At 67.3% G+C, this 20,143-nt stretch carries 19 protein-coding genes; 2 read left to right on the top strand and 17 right to left on the bottom strand.

Annotation, left to right across the window (positions count from 1 at the left end):
* Window positions 1-104 precede the first annotated feature (104 nt).
* The 9 genes from J2W23_RS19495 to J2W23_RS19455 all read right to left on the bottom strand — a co-directional run bounded on the left by J2W23_RS19495 (window position 105) and on the right by J2W23_RS19455 (window position 8,632).
* Window positions 105-1,148 carry an LLM class flavin-dependent oxidoreductase gene (locus tag J2W23_RS19495; protein ID WP_307649900.1) on the bottom strand — a complete coding sequence of 348 codons (1,044 nt, stop codon included), beginning with the start codon at window positions 1,146-1,148 and terminating at the stop codon, window positions 105-107.
* Between the two features lie 20 nt (window positions 1,149-1,168).
* On the bottom strand, window positions 1,169-2,095 hold the full coding sequence (locus J2W23_RS19490; RefSeq protein WP_307649899.1) for an ABC transporter substrate-binding protein: 927 nt from the start codon (window positions 2,093-2,095) through the stop codon (window positions 1,169-1,171).
* Window positions 2,096-2,108: 13 nt separating this feature from the next.
* A complete protein-coding gene (locus J2W23_RS19485) occupies window positions 2,109-3,041 on the bottom strand; it encodes an ABC transporter substrate-binding protein (RefSeq protein WP_307649898.1) in 933 nt (310 codons plus the stop codon).
* A gap of 32 nt (window positions 3,042-3,073) precedes the next feature.
* A complete protein-coding gene (locus J2W23_RS19480) occupies window positions 3,074-4,912 on the bottom strand; it encodes an amino acid ABC transporter permease/ATP-binding protein (protein ID WP_307649897.1) in 1,839 nt (612 codons plus the stop codon).
* Window positions 4,909-5,445 carry a GNAT family N-acetyltransferase gene (locus J2W23_RS19475; RefSeq protein ID WP_307649896.1) on the bottom strand — a complete coding sequence of 179 codons (537 nt, stop codon included), beginning with the start codon at window positions 5,443-5,445 and terminating at the stop codon, window positions 4,909-4,911. Before J2W23_RS19475 ends, J2W23_RS19480 begins: the two co-directional genes overlap by 4 nt.
* Window positions 5,445-6,782, bottom strand: a complete 1,338-nt coding sequence (locus J2W23_RS19470; RefSeq protein WP_373423960.1) for an LLM class flavin-dependent oxidoreductase — start codon at window positions 6,780-6,782, stop codon at window positions 5,445-5,447. The genes J2W23_RS19475 and J2W23_RS19470 overlap by 1 nt, the downstream gene beginning before the upstream one ends.
* Before the next feature lie 45 nt (window positions 6,783-6,827).
* Window positions 6,828-7,832 (bottom strand): LLM class flavin-dependent oxidoreductase, encoded by a 1,005-nt coding sequence (locus J2W23_RS19465; protein ID WP_307649895.1) that lies wholly within the window; start codon window positions 7,830-7,832, stop codon window positions 6,828-6,830.
* 100 nt (window positions 7,833-7,932) lie between these two features.
* On the bottom strand, window positions 7,933-8,433 hold the full coding sequence (locus J2W23_RS19460) for an AAA family ATPase (RefSeq protein ID WP_307649894.1): 501 nt from the start codon (window positions 8,431-8,433) through the stop codon (window positions 7,933-7,935).
* A 1-nt stretch (window position 8,434) separates the two neighbouring features.
* Window positions 8,435-8,632 (bottom strand): hypothetical protein, encoded by a 198-nt coding sequence (locus tag J2W23_RS19455; RefSeq protein ID WP_176657386.1) that lies wholly within the window; start codon window positions 8,630-8,632, stop codon window positions 8,435-8,437.
* Between the two features lie 152 nt (window positions 8,633-8,784).
* On the opposite strand from J2W23_RS19455, the gene J2W23_RS19450 reads away from it, so the two are divergent.
* On the top strand, window positions 8,785-8,991 hold the full coding sequence (locus tag J2W23_RS19450; protein WP_176657385.1) for a dodecin: 207 nt from the start codon (window positions 8,785-8,787) through the stop codon (window positions 8,989-8,991).
* Window positions 8,992-9,012: 21 nt separating this feature from the next.
* Here the strand turns inward: J2W23_RS19450 and mgrA are convergent, their stop codons facing one another.
* The 5 genes from mgrA to J2W23_RS19425 all read right to left on the bottom strand — a co-directional run bounded on the left by mgrA (window position 9,013) and on the right by J2W23_RS19425 (window position 15,260).
* Window positions 9,013-10,053: an L-glyceraldehyde 3-phosphate reductase gene (gene mgrA, locus J2W23_RS19445; protein WP_307650072.1), complete on the bottom strand. Its 1,041-nt coding sequence runs from the start codon at window positions 10,051-10,053 to the stop codon at window positions 9,013-9,015.
* A 155-nt stretch (window positions 10,054-10,208) separates the two neighbouring features.
* Window positions 10,209-11,696: an MFS transporter gene (locus J2W23_RS19440; protein ID WP_176657378.1), complete on the bottom strand. Its 1,488-nt coding sequence runs from the start codon at window positions 11,694-11,696 to the stop codon at window positions 10,209-10,211.
* Window positions 11,697-11,947: 251 nt separating this feature from the next.
* A complete protein-coding gene (locus J2W23_RS19435) occupies window positions 11,948-13,180 on the bottom strand; it encodes an SAM-dependent methyltransferase (protein ID WP_307649893.1) in 1,233 nt (410 codons plus the stop codon).
* 123 nt (window positions 13,181-13,303) lie between these two features.
* Entirely contained in the window at window positions 13,304-14,245 is a 942-nt protein-coding gene (locus J2W23_RS19430) for a cation diffusion facilitator family transporter (protein ID WP_307649892.1), read from the bottom strand.
* Between the two features lie 22 nt (window positions 14,246-14,267).
* A complete protein-coding gene (locus J2W23_RS19425; RefSeq protein WP_176657376.1) occupies window positions 14,268-15,260 on the bottom strand; it encodes an AraC family transcriptional regulator in 993 nt (330 codons plus the stop codon).
* A gap of 236 nt (window positions 15,261-15,496) precedes the next feature.
* On the opposite strand from J2W23_RS19425, the gene J2W23_RS19420 reads away from it, so the two are divergent.
* Complete coding sequence (locus J2W23_RS19420; RefSeq protein ID WP_307649891.1) at window positions 15,497-16,531, top strand: aldo/keto reductase; 1,035 nt, start codon at window positions 15,497-15,499, stop codon at window positions 16,529-16,531.
* Between the two features lie 28 nt (window positions 16,532-16,559).
* Here J2W23_RS19420 and bioD read toward each other — a convergent pair whose 3' ends face one another.
* Genes bioD through bioA form a run of 3 tightly spaced genes read right to left on the bottom strand, consistent with a single transcriptional unit; the run spans window position 16,560 to window position 19,886 of the window.
* Window positions 16,560-17,291 carry a dethiobiotin synthase gene (gene bioD / locus J2W23_RS19415; RefSeq protein WP_307649890.1) on the bottom strand — a complete coding sequence of 244 codons (732 nt, stop codon included), beginning with the start codon at window positions 17,289-17,291 and terminating at the stop codon, window positions 16,560-16,562.
* A complete protein-coding gene (gene bioF / locus J2W23_RS19410; protein ID WP_307649889.1) occupies window positions 17,288-18,520 on the bottom strand; it encodes an 8-amino-7-oxononanoate synthase in 1,233 nt (410 codons plus the stop codon). The genes bioD and bioF overlap by 4 nt, the downstream gene beginning before the upstream one ends.
* Window positions 18,504-19,886, bottom strand: coding sequence for an adenosylmethionine--8-amino-7-oxononanoate transaminase (gene bioA / locus J2W23_RS19405; protein ID WP_307649888.1), 1,383 nt, complete (start codon window positions 19,884-19,886; stop codon window positions 18,504-18,506). The genes bioF and bioA overlap by 17 nt, the downstream gene beginning before the upstream one ends.
* Window positions 19,887-20,143 lie beyond the last annotated feature (257 nt).

Raw genomic sequence — 20,143 nt, 5'->3', positions numbered from 1 at the left:
GAGACTGGACTCTAGGCAAGCGCGCGCCGATCACCAACGAAGCGTTTGCGATAAGTCCATAACCAATTCAGCGAATGCACCCAGCACAAAAAGGGGCAACGGCATCAATCGGCCAGCAGTGCGGGATCGCGCACCGGCTCGGACCTTGCATGCCATCCCAGCTCCGGCGCGATGCGGCGCGCGAGGTCGTCCAATATCTGCTCGTACTCTTCGCTCGCGAAGTTGTAGGGCAGCTCCACGCGCAGTTCGCGCACCTGCGGCAGCACCGGGTCCTTGCGCAGCCGCTCCAGGATTTCGTCGGACGAGCCTACGAGGTCCGTGGCGAAGAGCGTGCGCCGCTCGCCCTGCGGCGTGAGCGTGCGTTCGACGCGGCCCGCTGCGAACTCGCGGTAGCGCCTTCGCGTGGCCCCATCAGCGCCATCGAGCGGCACGATCACGCGGCCCAGCGCCACCCTGCCCGCGCGCAGCCCGGCCTCGCTCGCGCGGTAGCGCTCGATGAGGGCCGACTGCGCCTGCAGGAAATCGTCCGTGTGCTCGCCCGAGAGCACGTTGCCCAGCAGCAGGTTGAAGCCGTTGCGCCCCGCCCATTCGGCCGAGCGCGGCGATCCGCCGCCGTACCAGAGCCGGTCGATCAGCCCTGGTGCATAGGGCTGCACGCGCGGACGCACGCGACCGCCGGCCGACTCGACAAACGTGTTCTCGTCGCCGAGCAGCACGTCTTCGAGGTTGGCCCGCAGGCGCGCCACGCGCTTGTGCGTGAAGTCGATGGTGTTCGGCGCCGCGTCGTAGAGGCGGCTCCCCAGCAGCGCGCCATGTGGCGGCACGCCCGCGCTCAGGCCCACCTGCAGTCGGCCGCGCGAGAGCACGTCGACGGTGGCCAGGTCCTCGGCGAGGCGGAACGGGTTTTCATAGCCCATCTGGATCACCGCGGCGCCCAGTTCGACGCGGCGCGTGCGCTGCGTCGCGGCCGCCAGGATGGTCGTGGCCGACGACACGCCGCGCTCCAGGTGCCGCTGCCGCACCCAGGCGCTGTCGAAGCCGCGCCGCTCGCCGAACTCGAAGAGCTTCAGCGCCGCCTCGAGGCCGGCCAGCGGGTCGGCCTCGGCGTAGTTGCCGGGCGTCAGAAAACCGATGTGATGGATGGCCACGGTGCCGCCCTCCTTCTTCTTCAGAACTTGGGCAAGCCCGGGGGATTGATCTCGGACTTGGGCAGCGCCTCTTCCGTGAGGCTCCAGCGCGCGAGCGCCTTGCCGTAGGTGCCGCTGCGGATCAGGTTGTTGGCCGCAACGCTCAGCGCCGCCGCAAGGCCGCTGCCCTTGCGCGTGGCAATCGCCACGTCGGACTTCAGCGGCCAGCCCGCATTCACCGTGCCGACCAGCCGCAGCTGCCCGTTCTTCGCCGCCTCGTAGGCCTGCGGCGCGTTGGGGTTGAAGTTGGCATCGACGCGTTTCGTGGTCACCGCCAGCCAGCGGGTCACGTCGTCGTCGAAGTACTGGATCGCGACCGGCTTCAGGCCTGCGGCCACGTTCTGGCGGTCCCATTCGAGCAGGATGCGCTCCTGGTTCGTGCCGGCGCCGGTCGTGAGCTTCAGGCCCGCCACGTCCTTCGGCTCCCTGATGGACTTGATGGCGCTGTCGGTGCGCACATAGAAGCCGTGCAGGCCGAGCCGGTAGGTGGAGAAGTCGAACTTCTCCTTGCGCTGCTCGGTCACGCCCACGTTGGAGATCACCGCGTCGTACTTGCCTGAGGCGAGACCCAGCGGCCAGTCGGGCCAGGCGACGGGCTGCAGTTCGAGCTTCAGGCCCAGCGATTCGGCAATGAGGTGCGCGAAGTCGGGGTCGAAGCCGACGACGGTTTTCGCATCGGTGGCGTAGGTGGAGATGGGCGGTGCGAACGGCGCGATCGCGATGGTCAGCACGCCCTCCTTCATGAACTTGAAGCCCGGCGGAATGGCGCCGACCGCCTCGGCGTCCTTGGTCGTGTGCAGGCGGCCCTTCTGCTCGGGGCTGAAGTCGAACTTGTCGGCGGCATGCACCGTCGTTGCGGCGATCAGGCCGAAGGCGACCAGCGCGCCCACTTGGGTCTTGAAAGACATGGTCGCTTCGGCCTCAGTTCTTGGGCAGGCCCGGCGGATTGGTGCGGGCCACCTCGATGGCCTCGGAGCTCAGGTTCCAGCGCGACAGGGCCTTGGCGTAGTTGCCGTTCTTGATCTGCGCATTCAGCGCCACCGTGATGGCCTCGGCAATGCCCGAGCCCTTGCGGGAGGTGACCGCGATCTCGGCATTCAGCGGCCAACCACCGGAGACCAGGCCGGCAAGCCGCGTCTTGCCGTCGCGCGCCTCGTAGGCCGCCAGGGCGTTGGGGCCGACGTACGCATCGGCGCGGCCCGACTGGAGCGCGAGGCGCTGCACCACATCGTCGTCGTAGTACTGGATTTCCACGGGCTTCAGCCCGGCAGCGATGTTCTGCTTGTTCCAGCGCAGCAGGATCTGCTCCTGGTTCGTGCTGGCCGACACGATGAGCTTGAGCCCCGCGATGTCCTTCGGCTCCTTGATCGCGCCGAGCTTGCTGTCGGACTTCACGTAGATGCCCAGCTGGTCGTTGCGGTAGGTGGAGAAGTCGAATTTCTCCTTGCGCTCCTCGGTCACGGTCACGTTGGACACCACCACGTCGAACTTGCCCGACTGCAGCCCCAGCGGCCAGTCGGCCCAGACGGTGGAGACCAGCTCGAGCTTGCGGCCCAGGCTGTCGGCCACGAGCTGTGCGATGTCGGGGGCATTGCCCACGGGCGTCTTCGTGTCGGTGGCGTACGCCGCCAGCGGCAGCCGTCCCGTGGTGGTGCCGACGACCAGCACGCCCTCCTTCAGGAACTTGAAATCCTTGGCGAGCCTGACGGCCTCTTCCACCTTCTGCGAACGCGGGCGGCTGGCCTGTTCCGGGCTCAGGTCGTCGGCGGCTGCAGCTCGCTGGGCCGATGCCGCCAGGGGCAGCAGCATGACGGCGCCCAGGAGCGCGGAGAGGATGTTCTTGCGATGGATCATGGGAAGGACTTCGGTCAGGGGAAAAGAAAGAATCAGAGAACCTTGGCCAGGAACTCGGCCGTGCGCGGATGCGAAGGCGCGTTGAACACCTTGTCGGGCGTGCCGGTTTCGAGAATGCGGCCCTGCTCCATGAAGACGATGGTGTCGGCCACCTCGCGGGCAAAGCCGATCTCGTGCGTCACGATGACCAGCGTGGTGCCCGAGCGCGCAAGCTCCTTGATGACGGCCAGCACCTCGCCCACCAGCTCGGGGTCGAGCGCGGAAGTGGGCTCGTCGAACAGCAGCACCTTGGGCTTGAGCGCCAGCGCGCGGGCAATGGCCACGCGCTGCTGCTGGCCGCCCGAGAGCTGGCGCGGATAGGCGTGCGTCTTGTCGGCCAGGCCCACGCGCACCAGCAGTTCCGAAGCCAGCGCCTCGGCCTCGTCGCGCGCCAGGCCGCGCACGGACACGGGCGCCTCGACGATGTTCTCCAGCACCGTGAGATGCGGGAACAGGTTGAAGTTCTGGAACACCATGCCGACATCGACACGGCGCTTGAGGATTTCCTTCTCGTGCAGTTCGTACAGCGTGTCTTCGTCGCGCCGGTAGCCGATGAGTTCGCCGTCGATCGCGATGAAGCCGTCGTCCACGCGCTCCAGGTGGTTGATGGAACGCAGCAGCGTCGATTTGCCCGAACCCGACTGTCCGAGGATCACCGTCACGCTGCCCGGGGGCACCGCGAGCGTCACGTCGTCGAGCACCTTGAGCGTGCCGAAGCTCTTCGAGACGCCGTGGATCGTGACCTCGCCGCCCTGCGTGAGCGGATCGGTCCAGCGCGGCACGAGCACAGGTGCGGGCGGGGCAGACACCACCGGTTCTGCCGCCACGGGGGCCTTCGCCCGCCACAGGCCGCGTGCCACGCCGGCCAGCCGCGAGCGCGGCGGATTGCGCAGCGCGCCGCGCGAGAAATGCCGCTCGATGTAGTGCTGCGCCACCGACAGCACCGTGAGGATCACCAGGTACCAGACAGTCGCCACCATCAAGAGCGGGATCACGTCCAGGTTGCGCCGGTAGATGATCTGGATCGTGTAGAACAGCTCGGGCAGCGCGAGGATGTAGAGGTTCGACGTGCCCTTGGCCAGGCCGATGATGTCGTTGAACGCCGTCGGCAGGATGGTCCGCATCGCCTGCGGCAGCACGATGCGGAAGGCCTGCCGCTTGCGCGAGAGGCCCAGCGCGGCAGCCGCTTCGAGCTGCCCCTGCTCCACCGACAGGATGCCGCCGCGCACGATCTCCGAGGCGAAGGCCGCCTGGTTCAGCGTGAGGCCCAGCAGCGCCGCGATGAACGGGCTGATGAGCTGCGTGGTCGGGTACGAGAAGAAGGTGATGTCGGTGCCCGGAATGCCCAGCGCCACCGTCTCGTACAGGTAGCCGAGGTTGTTGATGATCAACAGCAGCACGATGATCGGCACCGAGCGGAAGAGCCAGGTGAACACCCATGACAACCGCGCCAGCAGCGGCGAGCGCGAGACCCGCGCCAGCGCCAACCCGGTGCCCAGCACGAAGCCGAGCACCGCACCCAGAGCCGTCAACAGCAGCGTGCGGCCGAGCCCGGCGAGCACCGGCTCGGCGAAGAACCATTCGGCGAAAACACCCCACCCCCAGCGCGGATTGGTCAGCACCGAGTGCAGCACGATGCCGATGAGCAGCACCGCGAACACGGTGCCCGCCGTGCGCGCAGGGTACTTCGCGGGCACCACGCGAAAGTGCGAGTAGTCGCCCTTCGCGGGCGCGACCTGCGGCGGCGCAGGAGGCTCGGGCCGTGCGACAGGACGCGCCGGTGCCGGGTTCCGCGGCTCGGGGCCGACGTCCAGGAGGGTGGTCGTGTTCATCGCTGTACCGCCTCGCTCAATGCCTCGGCGGCCCGGGCCTGATGGCGCGGCGCCACCAGGTGCTTTTCGAACGGCAGCTTGCGCGGCACCTCGGGGTCCGCCGCCTCTTCGAACAGTGCGGTGTAGCCATGGCCGCGGTACAGGCCCACGGCCTCGGGCTGGCGAAAGCCCGTCGTGAGGTAGATACGCTCGTAGCCCTGGCGCCGCACCTGGGCTTCCAGCTCCAGCAGCACCTTGCTCGCGAGGCCCTGCCGGCGCAGGTCGGTGCGCGTCCACACGCGCTTGAGTTCGGCGGTGCGCTCGTCATGCCGCATGAAGGCGCCGCCGCCGATGGCGATGCCGTCGCGCAGCAGCAGCACGAAGTTGCCGTGCGGCGGTGCGAACACCTCGGGCGGATAGCGGTCCATCTCGCGCGGTGCGCCGGGCTCGCGCAGCACATCGCCGTAGCGGCTGTCGTACTCGAAGGTCAGGCCCTCCACCAGCGGCTGGGCAAGGGGATCGAGCGGCGTGGTGTAGACGAACAGTTCGCTCATCACGCGGCCTTTCGCGTGGTGTCGGCATCGCTGGCCGCTGCATAGCGGCTCGCCTTGCGCGGCAGCCCGAGGTGGTCGCGCAAGGTCTGCCCCGGCAGCTCGCGCTGGTAGCGGCCGCGTGCCTCCAGGACGGGAATCACGAACTCGATGAAGTCGTCCAGCCCCTGCCCCAGCACCGGGAAGCCGAGGATGAAGCCGTCGGCCGCGCCCTCGTCCACCCACCGGATGATTTCATCGGCAATGCGCTCGCCGGTGCCCACGAACTGCGTGCGCGGCGTCGCGACTTCGAGCGCCACCTCGCGCAAGGTCTGGCCGCCGGCCTTCGCCTTGGCCTTGATGCGGTCGGTGGTCGAGCGGAAGCTGTTGCGGCCGATCTCGCCCAGCTCGGGGAAGGCTTCGTCCAGCGGGTACTGGCTGAAGTCGTGGTGATCGAAGAAGCGACCCAGATAGGCCAGCGCCTCCTCGATGGTCAGCAGTTCGCGGATGGCGCGGTACTTGGCCTCGGCCTCTTCCTCGGTGGCCGCGACGACGGGGCCGATGCCGGGAAAGATCTTCACGTCGTCGGCCTGACGGCCCTGCGCCACCGCGCTGGCCTTCACCTGCTTGAGAAAGGCGCGCGTTTCTTCGATCGAGGGCGAATGGGTGAACACCGCGTCCGCGTATTTGCCGGCAAGGCCCACGCCCGCATCCGAGGAACCGGCCTGGAAGATCACCGGCTGCCCCTGCGGCGAGCGCTGGATGTTCAGCGGCCCCGCCACCTGGAAGAAGCGGCCCTTGTGGTCCAGCGTGTGCAGCTTCTCGCGGTCGAAGAACTGGCCGGTCTCGCGGTTGCGCACGAAGGCATCTTCGTCCCAGCTGTCCCACAGCCCTTGCGTGACGGCGAGGTACTCGTCGGCGATCTCGTAGCGCAGCGCATGCTCGGGATGGTTGCGGCTGTAGTTCTTCGCGCTGCCTTCGAGCGGCGTGGTCACCACGTTCCAGCCCGCGCGCCCACCGCTGATGAGGTCGAGCGAGGCGAACTGGCGCGCCACCGTGAACGGATCACTGTACGAGCTGGAGACGGTGCCCGCGAGGCCGATCTTCGAGGTGACGGTCGCGAGCGCCGACAGGATCGAGATCGGCTCGAAGCGGTTGAGGAAATGCGGGATCGACTTCTCGTTGATGTAGAGCCCATCCGCCACGAAGGCGAAGGCGATGCCGGCGTCCTCGGCCTTCTTCGCGGTGCGCACGAAGAAGTCGAGGTTGACGCTGGCATCGGCCGGACCGCCCGGATGCTTCCAGGAATTCATGTGGCTGCCGGCACCTTGCAGCATGACGCCGAACTTGATGTTGCTCATCGCGATGTGCTCTTCTGGAGGTGGAAAGGAAAAAAGAGAAAAAGCTCAGGCCAGCGCGGGTTCGCGCGCCTGCGCCAGCAGCTCCACGGCGGTGGCGCGCTCGGCGAAACCGGCCACGGGGATGTCGATGACGAACTCCTCGATGCCGTAGCGCTCGCTCAGCGCATCGAGTTCGTCGCGCACCTCGTCGGCCGTGCCCGCGATCACATGCGGGCGCCGCTCCTCGGTGCGGTAGTCGGTCACGCCGGCCTGCCGCGCGAATTCGGCGGCGGCCTCGAGGCTCCCGAGGTTCACGCTCTGGCCGCTGGGCAGGTGCACCTTGAAGCTGCGCAGCGCACCGACGAGTTCGGCGGCCTTCTCATGCGTCTCGGCCGCGAAGGCGAAGAGCGCGAGCAAGGGCGCGCGGCCGGTGGCCGAGCGGTAAGCCTCGATGGATTGCCCGATGTTCACCGGGTCGCCGTTGAAGTGCCCGGCATAGACGAACTCCCAGCCGAGACGCGCCGCGAGCAGCGCACTCTCGGGCGTGCCGCCGAGCAGCACACACTGCGGCAACTGTGGCGGGTTCGGCGTGGCGACCGCGCCGGCCAGCGCATGGTCCGCGGCAACGCCGTCATGCAGGAACGCATCGAGCTCGGCGAGGCGGACTGCGAAGTCTTCCTTCTTCTTCACCGGATCGTGCAGCCACTGCAGCGCCTTGCTGGTCAGCGGCAGCCCGCCGGGCGCCTTGCCGACGCCCAGGTCCACGCGGCCCGGTGCGAGCGAGGCCAGCACCCGAAAGGTCTCCGCGACCTTGAAGGGGCTGTAGTGCTGAAGCATGACGCCGCCCGTGCCGACGCGGATGCGCGAAGTCTTGGCAAGCAGGTGCGAGGCCAGCACTTCGGGCGCCGAACCCGCATAGCCGCGATTGCCGTGATGCTCCGCGAGCCAGTAGCGGCGATAGCCCAGGCGCTCGGCGCTTTGGGCGAGCGCAATCGTGTGCTGGAACGCTTGGGCGGCATCGGCGCCCTCGGGGATCAGGCTCTTGTCGAGCAGGGACAGCGAATAGGACACGGTGTGCAGCAATGACGCCTTTGAAGGAATTGCTGCGAATTCTCTTGGGCATCGTGCGCACCGCTTGCGCTGATTTCCTATATCGATATCTGCATACTGTTCAGGCGCGGGCCGCTGCTGCGATGCGCTGCGCCGCATCGGCTGCGCTGACGATGGCCGTATCGATGAGCAGGCGTTCCGTGGTCCATGGCGCGTAGTCGTGCCGCAGCACCGACGGCCAATCGGGCAGCACGTGCCCCGGAATGTCGGCCTCGCGATGCGCTATGCGCCGACGGTGTTCCGCTGTATCCGAACAGACGATCTCCACCTCCAGCAGGCGCGACGAGGCGCCTGCCGCGACCGCGCGCCACGCCTCGCGCGTGACTGGCAACGGGTTGACGCAATCGGCCACCACCGTGAGGCCAAGCGCAAGGTTGGAGCGCGCAAGCGCATAGGCGACCTCGTAGCCCGCGGGCCCGACCTCCCCGGCCAGCACCTTCGCCGACACCAGCGCCTGCTCGATGGCATCGATGCGCAGATAGACGGCCGAAAGCCGCGCCACGAGTTCGCGCGCGACCGTGGTCTTGCCCGAACCGGGCAAGCCTGAAAGAACGATCAGCATCTCACCATGAATGCGGCAGCAGGGCCAGCGCCGTTGCCGCGTGGAAGCGCCGCATGGCGCGGATGGGCACATAGCCGTGCGGCGCACGCCGTGCCACTTCGTGCGGCGAAGACGGCGCGATGCGCCACGCTGCGGTGGTCAGCGCGAGAACATGGCGGGCCTGGGCCGCCGGGGAAACATAGGGACTGCGCTGTGGCATGAGAGGGGACTTCCGGTGAACGCTGCGGCGATTCTGCGCAACCGCCCTGCTTTCTCAAAGAAGGATTGCGAGTTACCTGATGCAGAAAATTCCACCCGCCGCCGCACGCCATGACTACGATGCCCTCACACCCATTCACAAGGAGCACGCACATGTCGAACCACGTCTACAAATCCCTCGAGCTGACCGGCTCGTCGCCCATCGGCATCGAGGACGCGGTACAGACCGCCATCGCCAAGGCGCACGAGACGGTGCGCAACATCCAGTGGTTCAACGTCACCGAAACGCGCGGCCATGTGGTGGACGGCAAGGTCGCGCATTGGCAGGTGACGGTGAAGATCGGGTTCACGCTGGAATAGCCGCGGCACCGAGAGCCGTTGTCACGCGAAGTCGGTCGACGGCTTTTCCCACAGATTCACGCCGCCTTCCACGGCGTACTTGTCGATCTCTGCGAGTTCTTCGGCACTCAGCGGCGCGTGGCGCAGGGCCGCGACGTTGTCGATGATCTGCTCGGGCCGGCTCGCACCGATCAGCGCCGAGCTGACGCGCGGATCGCGCAGCGTCCACGTGAGCGCGAGTTGCGCGAGGCTCTGGCCGCGGCGCCTGGCGATCTCGTTGAGCGCGCGTGCGCGTTCCACGTTGTCGTCCGACAGGTGCTCCTGCTTGAGCGAGCCGCCGCCGGGCCGGTTGATGCGCGCATCGGCCGGAATTCCCTTGAGGTACTTGTCGGTGAGCAGCCCTTGCGCGAGCGGCGTGAAAGCGATCACGCCCGCGCCGAGTTCGCCGGTGGCATCGAGCAGGTCTTTCTCGATCCAGCGGTTGAACAGGTTGTAGGCCGGCTGGTGGATGAGCAGCGGCACCTTCCATTCGCGCAACAGCGCGGCAATCTCGCGCGTCTTGCCGGCGGAGTACGACGAGATGCCGATGTAAAGCGCCTTGCCCTGCTGCACGGCCTGCGCCAGCGCGGAGGCGGTTTCTTCCAGCGGCGTGTGCGGATCGAACCGGTGCGAATAGAAGATGTCGACATAGTCGAGGCCCAGGCGCTGCAGGCTCTGGTCGAGGCTCGCGAGCACGTATTTGCGGGAACCGCCGCCCTGGCCGTAGGGGCCGGGCCACATGTCCCAGCCGGCCTTGCTGGAGATGATGAGTTCGTCGCGGTAGGCCTTGAAGTCTTCTCGCAGCAGGCGGCCGAAATTGGTTTCGGCGCTGCCGTACGGCGGACCGTAGTTGTTGGCCAGGTCGAAGTGGTTGATGCCCAGGTCGAAGGCCGTGCGCAGCAGCTTGCGTTGCACGTCGATGGGCGTGCTGTCGCCGAAGTTGTGCCACAGGCCGAGCGAGATGGCGGGCAGCACGAGCCCGCTGCGCCCGACGCGGCGGTAGGGAATGGCGTCGTAGCGCTCGGGGGCGGCAAGGTAGGTCATGAAGTGCGGTGGGAAGTGAAAAGGGATCGACATGATGCCCGCGCGTTTGCGCATATGCATGCGCGGTTTTCTTCGTTGGTGACGCTGGCAGGGCTTTCCAGGATCGTCGCTTGTCCGTGACGCCTTGGGCCATCGTCACGCTTCTGAACCGAGCCCTACTTCTGCGCCGCCTTGGCATCGCTGGCGGCCGAACTTTCCAACCCTTCCTTCGGCAGCCACAACGCCAGCGCCACCACCCCCAGGCTCACCACCAGCATCATCAGAAACGTGAGGTGCAGCGAGTTGCCCAGCGCGAGCCGAATACCCGCATCTCCCGCCACAGAGCCGTGCACGCCCTGCAGCAACAGTCGCAGCTCATCGTCGGTGAACATCATGCTGCCGTCCCCGCGCGTCAGCCCGAAGTTGAAGACAGCGCCGAAGAACGCCGCGCCCAGCGCGCTCCCGAGGTTGCGCGAGAACACGTTCGAAGCCGTGGCGATGCCGCGCTGCGAGAGCTCCACGCCCTCCTGGATCAGGATCAGCGAAGCCAGGCTCATCACGCCCATGCCCAGGCCGATGATGAACGAGCCGATGGCCGGCAACACCGGCGAACTGCCGGCGCCGAGCAAGGCGAAGGTCGATGTGCCCACCGGAATCAGCGCCGCACCGACGACCACCATGCGCCACAGCCCGATGCGGTGAAAGGTGCGCGAGGTCAGCGTCGCACCGATGGGCCAGCCGAGCATCACCATCGTGAGCGTGAGCCCGGCCGTGACCGACGAGCGCTCCAGCACCACCTGCACATACATCGGCAGGAAGGTCGTGATGCCGATCAGCACCATGCCGGCCAGCATCGCCGCGCCGTTGACGGTCGCGATCATTCGTGCGCCCCAGAGCTTGAGCGACACCATCGGGTCGGCCGCCCGGCGCTCCTGCGCGATGAAGAGCGCGAGCGTGACGACGAAAAGCGCCGTCCATGCGAGCGCGACGCCCGAGTTGCCGACGCCGAACTCGGTCAGCGCGATCATCAGCGACGCGATGCCGACGGTGAACAGCACCGCGCCCACCATGTCGATGGACGAGCGGCGCACCGTCGGCGCCTCGTGCAGGAAGAACCAGAAGCCCGCCGCGGCAGCCAGGCCGATGGGCACGTTGACCCAGAAGATCCAGGCCCACGACAGTTTCTGCACGATGAGCGCGCCGATCATCGGCCCCACGACGGCCGAAACCGCCCACACGCTCGCAAGGTAGCCCTGTACCTTGCCGCGTTCGCGCGCCGGATAGAGATCGCCCACGATGGTGAGCGACACCGGCTGGATCGCCCCCGCGCCGATGCCCTGGATGAGACGGAAGCAGATCATGGCCGGCATCGACCACGAGAAGCCCGCCAGCACCGAGCCAATGACGAAGATCGCGATGCCCACGAACATGATGGGCTTGCGCCCGTACAGATCGCTGAGCTTGCCGAACACCACGGTCATCGCGGTCTGCGCGAGCAGGAACGAGGCGAAGACCCAACTGTAGAGATGCAGCCCGCCGAGCTCGGAGGCGATCTGCGGCATGACGGTCGAGACGATGGTGGCTTCGATGGCAACCATGGCCATGGAGGCCATGATCGACGCGATGACCAGGGGGCGGTTTGTTGTTTTGTTGCTGGCGCTCATGGGGTTCTTCGCGGGCCGGAAAGGCTGCCCCGAACAGGGTGTCCGGTGAGCGCCGAGGTGGTGTGAAGCCGCGAGCCCGTGATGCTATCGGGCCGTGCGAATCCGTGCTGGCACTCGGGCTTGCGCGTTGTCTTGTTCACGCGATCGCGTGGGCTTGCGATGTCGTCTTGAAGCCATCCGTGGATTTGATCGCGGCGATTACGTCCTCGACCTGGACAGCAGCAACATCGAAGCCGGACTCCGCGCGTGGCTTAACCAGCGTTCAGCGCCGAAGTGCCGTCGTAGATGTAGCGGCGCGACCACGGCAGCGTCTTCGCCGCGCGGCCCGCCTTGCGCCCGACGATCTGGTAGATCGCCACGTCGTCGTTCTCGAACGCATAGGCGCAACCTGCGAGGTACACGCGCCAGATGCGGAATTTCTCCTCGTCGACCATCGTGTGCAGCTTGTCGCTGTTGGCCTCGTAGCTGTCGCTCCAGTAGCGCAGCGTCTGGGCGTAATGGCGGCGCAGGTTCTCGACGTCGAAGGCTTCGAGCCCGCCCTGCTGCATGGCCTGCAGCGCGAGGCTGATGTGCGGCAGCTCGCCATTGGGGAACACATAGCGGTCGATGAAGTCGCCGCCACCGTACGAAACGCCGCCGCCCTCGGGGTCGGACGAAGTGATGCCGTGGTTCATCACCACGCCATCGTCGGCCAGCAGTTCGCGCACGCGCTTGAAATACGCAGGCAGGTTCTTGCGGCCCACGTGCTCGAACATGCCCACGCTCGTGATGCGGTCGAACTGCCCGGTCACGTCGCGGTAGTCCTGCAGGCGGATCTCGATGCGGTCCGAAAGGCCCGCGGCCTTCACGCGCTCGGTGGCCAGGTCGAACTGGTTCTGCGAGAGCGTGACGCCCACACAGCGCGCGCCGAACTTCTGCGCCGCGCGAATCACCAGCGCGCCCCAGCCGCAGCCGATGTCCAGCAGCGTCTGGCCTGGCCTGAGGTCGATCTTGGTGAGGATGTGGTCGATCTTCTTCAGCTGCGCGGTGGCGAGGTCTTCGTCGCCGTTCTCGAAGTAGGCGCACGAATAGACCATGTTCGGGTCCAGCCACTGCTGGTAGAACTCGTTGGAAACGTCGTAGTGGTACTGGATCGATTTCTTGTCCGACGACTTGGTGTGCGTGAAGTAGCGCGCCATGTTCTGCAGCGCCCCGCCTTGCTTGTCGATCGATGTCTTCGCGAGGCCATAGGCGATGTCGATCACGTCGCTGAGCTTGCCCTCGATGTCGATCTTGCTCTTGACGTAGGCCTCGCCCAGGTTGTCGAGCGTGGGCTGCAGCATCAGCGACAGCGCGGCGGGCGATTTGACGTGCAGCGTGACCGAAGGCCCGCTGAAATTGCCGAAGTCATAGGACTGCCCGTCCCACAGCGTCAGTCGTGCAGGCAGGTTGGCCCGGTCACGAACGGCGGCGCTCCACTGCGCCAGCTTTTTTTCCCAAAGCATGCATCTCTCCGTGTTGTTTGGTTCACCCGGCGCGAGTGCGCCGGGGTGCTGCAGCGAGCAAAACAATAACGAAAAAATTTGAAACCTGCATGGTCGTGACGACGCAAGAAATTGCAGCAAGTGCTACAAGGCGCCTTCGTCTTTTGCCAGTGCGGCATCGGCCTGCGGCGCCTCGGTCGCCTCGATGAAGATGCGCTTGATCGTCGGGAAACGCGCACGCACCTGTTGCTCGATGGCCGCGATGGCCTCGCCCGCCTCGCCGGTGGAAATGTCGTCCTTGAAGTTCACATCGACGATCACCAGCGCCTCGTCGGCGCCGATGTACATCGACAGCACATGGCCCACGTCTTCCACACTGGGCTGCTCCATCGCGATGGCGCGGATGGCGCGCGCCGTCTCGGGCCGGATGCCCTCGCCGATCAGCAGGCCCCGCGCCTGCGCGATGAGCAGCACGGCCACGCCGGCCAGCAGCACACCGATGACCACCGAGGCCACGCCGTCGAGCACCGGCATGTCCAGCGTGTGGCCAAGGTAGATGCCGAGCGCCGCCACCAGCAGGCCCACCAGCGCGGCGGAATCCTCGGCCAGCACGGTGTAGGTGGTCGGGTCCTTGCTGCGGTCCAGCGCCTGCCAGAACGGCGTGCCCTTGGCCTGCGCGCGGAACTGCTTGAGCGCAATGAGAAAGCTCGTGCCCTCGAACACGAAGGCCGCCGCGAGCACGACGTAGTTCCACGTCGGATCGCGCATCGGCTCCGGCGCGCGGATGTGCTGGATGCCCTCGTAGAACGACACCCCGCCGCCCAGCCCGAAGATCAGCACCGCCACGATCAGGCTCCAGAAATAGAGTTCCTTGCCGTGGCCGAACGGATGCTCGGGCGTGGCGGGCCGCTTGCTGAGCTTCAGGCCCACCAGCAGCAGCACGCCGTTGAAGGTGTCGACCGCCGAGTGGATGCCCTCGGACAGCATCGCCGAGCTGCCGGTGATGCCCGCCACGACGAACTTGGTGGTGGCGATCGCGACATTGGCGCCGATGGCGCCGTAGATCGCGACTTTCGATTCGGCCATGCGGCTTGCTTGCCCCGGCGACTCAGGCCGCTTCCATCGAAGCCGCCCCCATCGCATCGTTGCCCGCTTCCGAGAGCCAGCGCTGCTTGTCGCGCAGAGGCGGCGCACCGAACATGCGGCCGTATTCGCGCGCGAACTGCGAGGGACTTTCGTAGCCCACGCTGTGCGCCGCGCTCGCCACGTCGACACCGGTCACCAGCATCTGGCGGCGCGCCTCCTGCAGGCGAAGCTGCTTCTGGTATTGCAGCGGGCTCATCGCTGTCACGGCCTTGAAATGATGGTGGAACGACGACACGCTCATGTGCACCGCGCGCGCCATGTCTTCCACCCGCAGCGACTGCGCATAGTTCACGCGCAGCGCGCTGATGGCCTTGGCGATGCGCTGGGTGTGGCTGTCCTGCAGCGCGATCTGGCGCAGCCGCGCGCCCTCGCCGTTCACCAAGAGGCGATACATGATCTCGCGCTTGATGAGCGGCGCCATGATCGGCACGTCTTCGGGCGTCTCGACCAGCCGCAGCAACCGCAGCACCGGCTCCAGCACCGGCATCGCGATGCGGTTGACGTACATGCCGCGGGAAGCCGGCGCGTTGGCCTTGGCGGGCAGCTTCTCGTCGCCGATGAGTTCGCCGATCTCGTCGAGCGCCAGCTCCAGCCGCAGGCCCAGGTAGGGCTCGTTGTCGCTCGTCAGGCGCACCTGGCCGCACACCGGCAGGTCGACCGAGGTCACCAGGTAGTGCATCGGGTCGTACACGTAGATGTCGTCGCCCACGATGATCCGCTTGGAACCCTGCGCGATCAGACCGAGCGCCGGGGTGGCGAAGGCGTGCTTGGGGCGGTCGGGCTTGCTGATGCAATACACCTGCAGGCCGGCCACCGGTGTTTCCACGGTGCCGTCGCGCCCGCCGGTGATGCGGTTGATGAGCGCCACCAGTTCCTTCCTGGCTTCGTCGAGTTCGGGCTCCAGCGGCATCGGCTGGGCAATGGCTGCAGCGATTTCGGGTGTTTCGTCGGACATGTAGAGGGCCTTGTCGCGGTTGGAATCACGGTGGCGGGCACCGTGGAGGATCGGGTGGTTTGCAGCTTAGCGCCGCTCCCAAGGATCTGCACGGGTCTGGAACGAGGTCTGGAGAAATAGGCAAAGACTTTGCAGAAACGCGCTCGCCGCGCCGGGGGCCGCGGGCGGATACTTTTTACCGACGCGCCTCCCGGCATGCGCCCAACACACCGCTCCCAACCCAAAGGACTTACTCCATGCAGTACCGCAAATTCGGCCGCACCGGCCTCCTTGTTTCCGAACTCTGCCTCGGCACGATGACCTTCGGCGGCGCCTCGGGCATCTGGAGCCAGATCGGCGATCTCCAGCAGAGCGAGGCCGAAGGCCTGGTCGGCCGCGCCATCGACGCCGGCATCAACTTCATCGACACCGCCGATGTGTACTCCGAAGGCCAGTCGGAAGTCATCACCGGCCAGGCGCTGAAGAACCTGAAGATCCCGCGCGACAGCGTGGTGGTCGCCACCAAGGTGCTCGGCGAAACCGGCAGCAAGGGCCCGAACGCGAGCGGCGCCTCGCGCTATCACATCATGGACGGCGTGAAGGCGAGCCTGAAGCGCCTGCAGCTCGACCACATCGACCTGTACCAGATCCACGGCTTCGATCCGCTCACGCCCATCGAGGAAACCGTGCACGCGCTGGACAACCTCGTGCAGCAGGGCCACGTGCGCTACGTGGGCGTGTCCAACTGGGCGGCCTGGCAGATCGCCAAGGCACTGGGCATCGCCGAGCGCGACCGGCTCGCGCGCTTCGAATCGCTGCAGGCCTACTACACCATCGCCGGGCGCGACCTGGAGCGCGAACTGGTGCCGATGCTGCGCAGCGAGAACCTCGGCCTCATGGTCTGGAGCCCCCTGGCCGGGGGCCTTTTGAGCGGCAAGGTCGACCGTCACACCGAAACCGAAAAAGGCACTCGCCGCGCCACCTTCGATTTCCCGCCGGTGAACCGCGAACGCGCCTACGACTGCATCGACGCGATGCGCGTGCTGACCGAGGCCCGCAAGGTGTCGGTCGCGCAGATCGCGCTGGCCTGGCTGCTGCACCAGCCGGTCGTCACCAGCGTGATCATCGGCGCCAAGCGCGTCGATCAGCTGGACGACAACATCGCGGCCACCGCCATCAAGCTCTCGGCCGACGAACTGGCCGCGCTCGACAAGGCGAGCGCGCTGCCGGCCGAGTACCCGGGCTGGATGCTGGAGCGCCAGCGCATCAACCGCGACAAGCACCTGGCCTGAGAAGGTGTGAGTAAACCTTCTGAGCGGCTCAGGCCGCCAGGGCCAATGCGGCCGAGCGGCGCGCCGCGTGGCCTGCGGTTGCGCGAAGCGCGCGCAGATCGAGGTGCTGCGCGGCGCCGGCCGCATCGGGCGCGGCCAGGTGCGGCACCACGCCGAGCAACGGCGCACCGAGCCGGTCGCGCAGGGTCTGCAGATTGGCCTCGGGCGACAGCATCTGCGGCTCGATGACGCTGGCGACCCAACCCGCGAGCACGAGGCCCCGCGCGCGAACCGCCTCGGCGGTCAGCAGCGCATGGCTCAGGCAGCCGAGCCGCAGGCCGACCACGAGGATCACCGGCAGATCGAGCGCCACCGCGAGGTCGGCGCTGTCGAGGTCGTCGCCGAACGGCACGCAGAACCCGCCCACGCCTTCGACGACCACCGCATCGGCGCGCCGCGACAACGCCGCAAAGGCCGACAGCAGCGGCGGCAGTTCGATGCGCACGCCCTCCTCCCGCGCCGCGAGATGCGGCGACATCGGCGCGCGCAGCAGGTAGGGGCAGCACAAGGCCCGCGGCGCATCGACGTTGCCGGCCGCACGCAGCTGCTCGACGTCTTCGTTCAGCCACGCACCACCGACACGTTCCAGGCCTGCGGCCACCGGTTTCATGCCGACCGCGCGCAGGCCCGAGGCGGCCAGCAGGCTCAGCATCGCGCTGCTGACCAGCGTCTTGCCCACCCCCGTGTCGGTGCCCGTGACGAACCAGCGGCGTTGCGTCATGCGGCCTCCTTCCACGGCTGCGCCAATGCCTCGCCAAGCGCATCGACCAGACGGGCCACGTCGGCCTCGCTGTGACTGGCCGACAGCGCAATCCGCAGCCGCGCGGTGCCGGCAGGCACGGTCGGCGGGCGGATCGCCCCGACGCGAAGGCCGCGTGCATCGAGCTGCGCCATCGTTCGCATCGCGCGCGCGTTGTCGCCGAGGATCAGCGGCTGGATCGCAGTGGGCGAATCGGGCAGCCACGCGCTGCCATCGGACGGGAGGATCGTTTGCAGGCCTCGGCGCAGTTGTGCGATGCGCGCCTTCAATTGCGCACGGCGCTCGGTGCCCTCCTCGCTCTCGATCAGCGCAAGGCTCGCGAGCAGCGCATGCGCAATGGCCGGCGGCGCAGCCGTGGTGAAGATGTACGGCCGCGCCCGCTGCACGAGGTAGTCGATGACGGTGCGGTGCGCCGCCACGAACGCGCCCGACACACCCGCCGCCTTGCCCAGCGTGCCGATGAGCACCAGCCGCTCCGATCGCAGCGCCATCGCCTGCAGCACGCCCCGGCCGGTGGCCCCGAGCACCCCGAAGCCATGCGCATCGTCCAGCACCAGCCACGCGTCGTGGCGCTCCGCGAGCGCGAGCAGCTCGGCCACGGGTGCGACGTTGCCGTCCATGCTGAAGACCGCATCGCTCACGATGAGCTTCACCGGCGCGTCGCAAGCCGCAAGCTGCGCATCGAGCGCCGCCACGTCGCAATGCGGATAGCGCTCGACACGCGCCTTGGCCAGCCGCGCCCCGTCGATCAACGACGCATGGTTGAGCGATTCGGAAAAGATCACCGCCTCCGCGCCGCCCAGCGCGGACAGCACCGCGAGGTTGGCCATGTAGCCCGTGCAGAAGAAGAGGCTCCGCGCCTCGGGAATGAATGGCGCCATCCAGTCGGCCAACCGCTCCTCGAGTTCGGCGTGCGCGCGCGAGTGGCCCAGGATCAGGTGCGACCCGCCGCTGCCCGTGCCGTAGCGCGCTGCGCCTTCGGCCAACGCGGCGGCCAGCGCCGGGTGCGCGGCAAGGCCCAGGTAGTCGTTGCTGCTGAAGCCGAGCATGGTGCGCGACGCGCTCGCGCCGGCCAGCGTCAAACGCTGCTCGGGCGCGCAGGCCGTCTCGGCGATCTGCCGGCGGCGGCGCAGCGCCTCGGCGTCGAGCGCGGCGATCTCGTCCTGCAGGCGTTCAAGCAAGCGCGACATCATGGGCTCCTTCTGCGTGCGCTGGCTCGGCCACGGCTTGCAGCGTGGCGAGCGTGCCGTCGACCAACAGATCGATCTCGTCGTCGCCGATCACATAGGGCGGCATCAGGTAGACGGTCGAACCGATGGGGCGCATCAGCAGTCCGTTCGCACGGGCTGCGAGGTGAAAGCGCTCCGCGAACCGAGCACCGGTCTCGCGCACATCGAAGGCCGTGATCATTCCGCGCTGTCGCAGGTGATCCACCGGCATGCCGCGGAGGCCTTCGCCCAACCGGCCGATCAATCGTTCGGCGCGGCCGAGGTTGCGCTGCAATGCGTCTTCGCGCTCGAACAGGTCGAGCATTGCGAGCGCCGCGCGGCAAGCCAGCGCGTTGCCGGTGTACGAATGCGAGTGCAGGAAGCTGCGTGCCACGTCGTCGTCCACGAAGCCTTCGTAGATCGCATCGCGCGTCATCACCAACGCAAGCGGCAGGTAGCCGCCGCTGATGCCTTTGGAGAGGCACAGGAAATCGGGCCAGATGCCGGCCTGCTCGCATGCGAAGAAGGTGCCGGTGCGTCCGCATCCGACTGCGATTTCATCGGCGACCAGATGCACGTCGAAACGGTCGCACAGGGCGCGCACGAGGCGCAGGTAGTCGGGGTCGTGCATGGCCATGCCGGTGGCGCATTGCACGAGCGGCTCGACGATCACGGCGGCGATGGTTGCGTGCCGTTCGGCCAGGAGCGCTTCGAGTTCTGCGGCAGCACGCCGCGCCACGGCAACCGCATCCTCACCTGGCAACGCGGTTCGCGCATCGGGCGATGCGACGAGGTGCGCATTCGCCAGCAGCGGCGCATAGGCGTCGCGGAACACCGGCACGTCGGTCACATGCAGCGCACCCAGCGTTTCGCCGTGGTAGCCGTGCCGCAGGGCGACGAAGTTCTGCTTGCCGCCGCGTCCTGCGTTTCGCCATGCGTGGAAGCTCATCTTCAACGCGATCTCCACGGCCGAGGCGCCATCGGAGGCGTAGAAGCAATGGCCGAGCGCGTGGCCGGTCAACGCCGACAGGCGCTCGGCCAGTTCCACGGCCGGCGCATGCGTGCAGCCCGCGAGCATCACGTGCGAGAACGCGTCGAGCTGGTCCTTCAGCGCGGCGTTGATGGCCGGATGCGCATGGCCGAAGAGATTGACCCACCACGAGCTCGTCGCGTCGAGGTAGCGGCGGCCGTCATGGTCCACCAGCCACACGCCCTCGCCCCGCGCGATCGGCAACGGCGGCACCGCCTCCAGGCGGATGCTCTGCGTGCACGGATGCCACACGTGGCGCCGGCTGCGCTGCTGCCAGCTGGTGTTGGCGGAGGTGGAAAAAGCAGTCGATGGCGGCATCCGCGCATTCCTTTGAAGGGGCAAGGCGCGGGATCGTATCGACGCTTGGCAGGTGCGACAAACCAGGTCGGCACCGGTGAATTGCCATGCGCTTGAACGACGAAGAACGGCGTAGCGCTCGCGTTGAGGACAAGCTCGCTCAACGCGACAGCATTGGGCGAGAGGGAGCTTCTCGGGCGGATTGCAAGTTGTCCGGTCAACGCCAAAGAAAATCGCCGAATGTCGGATGTGCGCCAGACATAGGCTCTATTGCGCCT

The organism is Variovorax boronicumulans (assembly GCF_030812215.1).
GTDB classification, from domain to species: domain Bacteria; phylum Pseudomonadota; class Gammaproteobacteria; order Burkholderiales; family Burkholderiaceae_C; genus Variovorax; species Variovorax boronicumulans_C.
This window is presented reverse-complemented; position numbering and strand designations above follow the sequence as displayed.

Excerpts from the sequence above, each read along its gene's own strand:
- bioA (WP_307649888.1), bottom strand. The coding sequence starts at position 19,886 with ATGCCGCCATCGACTGCTTTTTCCACCTCCGCCAACACCAGCTGGCAG.
- J2W23_RS19460 (WP_307649894.1), bottom strand. The coding sequence starts at position 8,433 with ATGCTGATCGTTCTTTCAGGCTTGCCCGGTTCGGGCAAGACCACGGTC.
- J2W23_RS19440 (WP_176657378.1), bottom strand. The coding sequence starts at position 11,696 with ATGAGCGCCAGCAACAAAACAACAAACCGCCCCCTGGTCATCGCGTCG.
- bioF (WP_307649889.1), bottom strand. The coding sequence starts at position 18,520 with ATGTCGCGCTTGCTTGAACGCCTGCAGGACGAGATCGCCGCGCTCGAC.
- J2W23_RS19420 (WP_307649891.1), top strand. The coding sequence starts at position 15,497 with ATGCAGTACCGCAAATTCGGCCGCACCGGCCTCCTTGTTTCCGAACTC.
- J2W23_RS19490 (WP_307649899.1), bottom strand. The coding sequence starts at position 2,095 with ATGTCTTTCAAGACCCAAGTGGGCGCGCTGGTCGCCTTCGGCCTGATC.
- J2W23_RS19455 (WP_176657386.1), bottom strand. The coding sequence starts at position 8,632 with ATGCCACAGCGCAGTCCCTATGTTTCCCCGGCGGCCCAGGCCCGCCAT.
- J2W23_RS19470 (WP_373423960.1), bottom strand. The coding sequence starts at position 6,782 with ATGAGCAACATCAAGTTCGGCGTCATGCTGCAAGGTGCCGGCAGCCAC.
- J2W23_RS19425 (WP_176657376.1), bottom strand. The coding sequence starts at position 15,260 with ATGTCCGACGAAACACCCGAAATCGCTGCAGCCATTGCCCAGCCGATG.
- J2W23_RS19485 (WP_307649898.1), bottom strand. The coding sequence starts at position 3,041 with ATGATCCATCGCAAGAACATCCTCTCCGCGCTCCTGGGCGCCGTCATG.
- bioD (WP_307649890.1), bottom strand. The coding sequence starts at position 17,291 with ATGACGCAACGCCGCTGGTTCGTCACGGGCACCGACACGGGGGTGGGC.
- J2W23_RS19435 (WP_307649893.1), bottom strand. The coding sequence starts at position 13,180 with ATGCTTTGGGAAAAAAAGCTGGCGCAGTGGAGCGCCGCCGTTCGTGAC.
- J2W23_RS19475 (WP_307649896.1), bottom strand. The coding sequence starts at position 5,445 with ATGAGCGAACTGTTCGTCTACACCACGCCGCTCGATCCCCTTGCCCAG.
- J2W23_RS19450 (WP_176657385.1), top strand. The coding sequence starts at position 8,785 with ATGTCGAACCACGTCTACAAATCCCTCGAGCTGACCGGCTCGTCGCCC.
- J2W23_RS19430 (WP_307649892.1), bottom strand. The coding sequence starts at position 14,245 with ATGGCCGAATCGAAAGTCGCGATCTACGGCGCCATCGGCGCCAATGTC.
- mgrA (WP_307650072.1), bottom strand. The coding sequence starts at position 10,053 with ATGACCTACCTTGCCGCCCCCGAGCGCTACGACGCCATTCCCTACCGC.
- J2W23_RS19480 (WP_307649897.1), bottom strand. The coding sequence starts at position 4,912 with ATGAACACGACCACCCTCCTGGACGTCGGCCCCGAGCCGCGGAACCCG.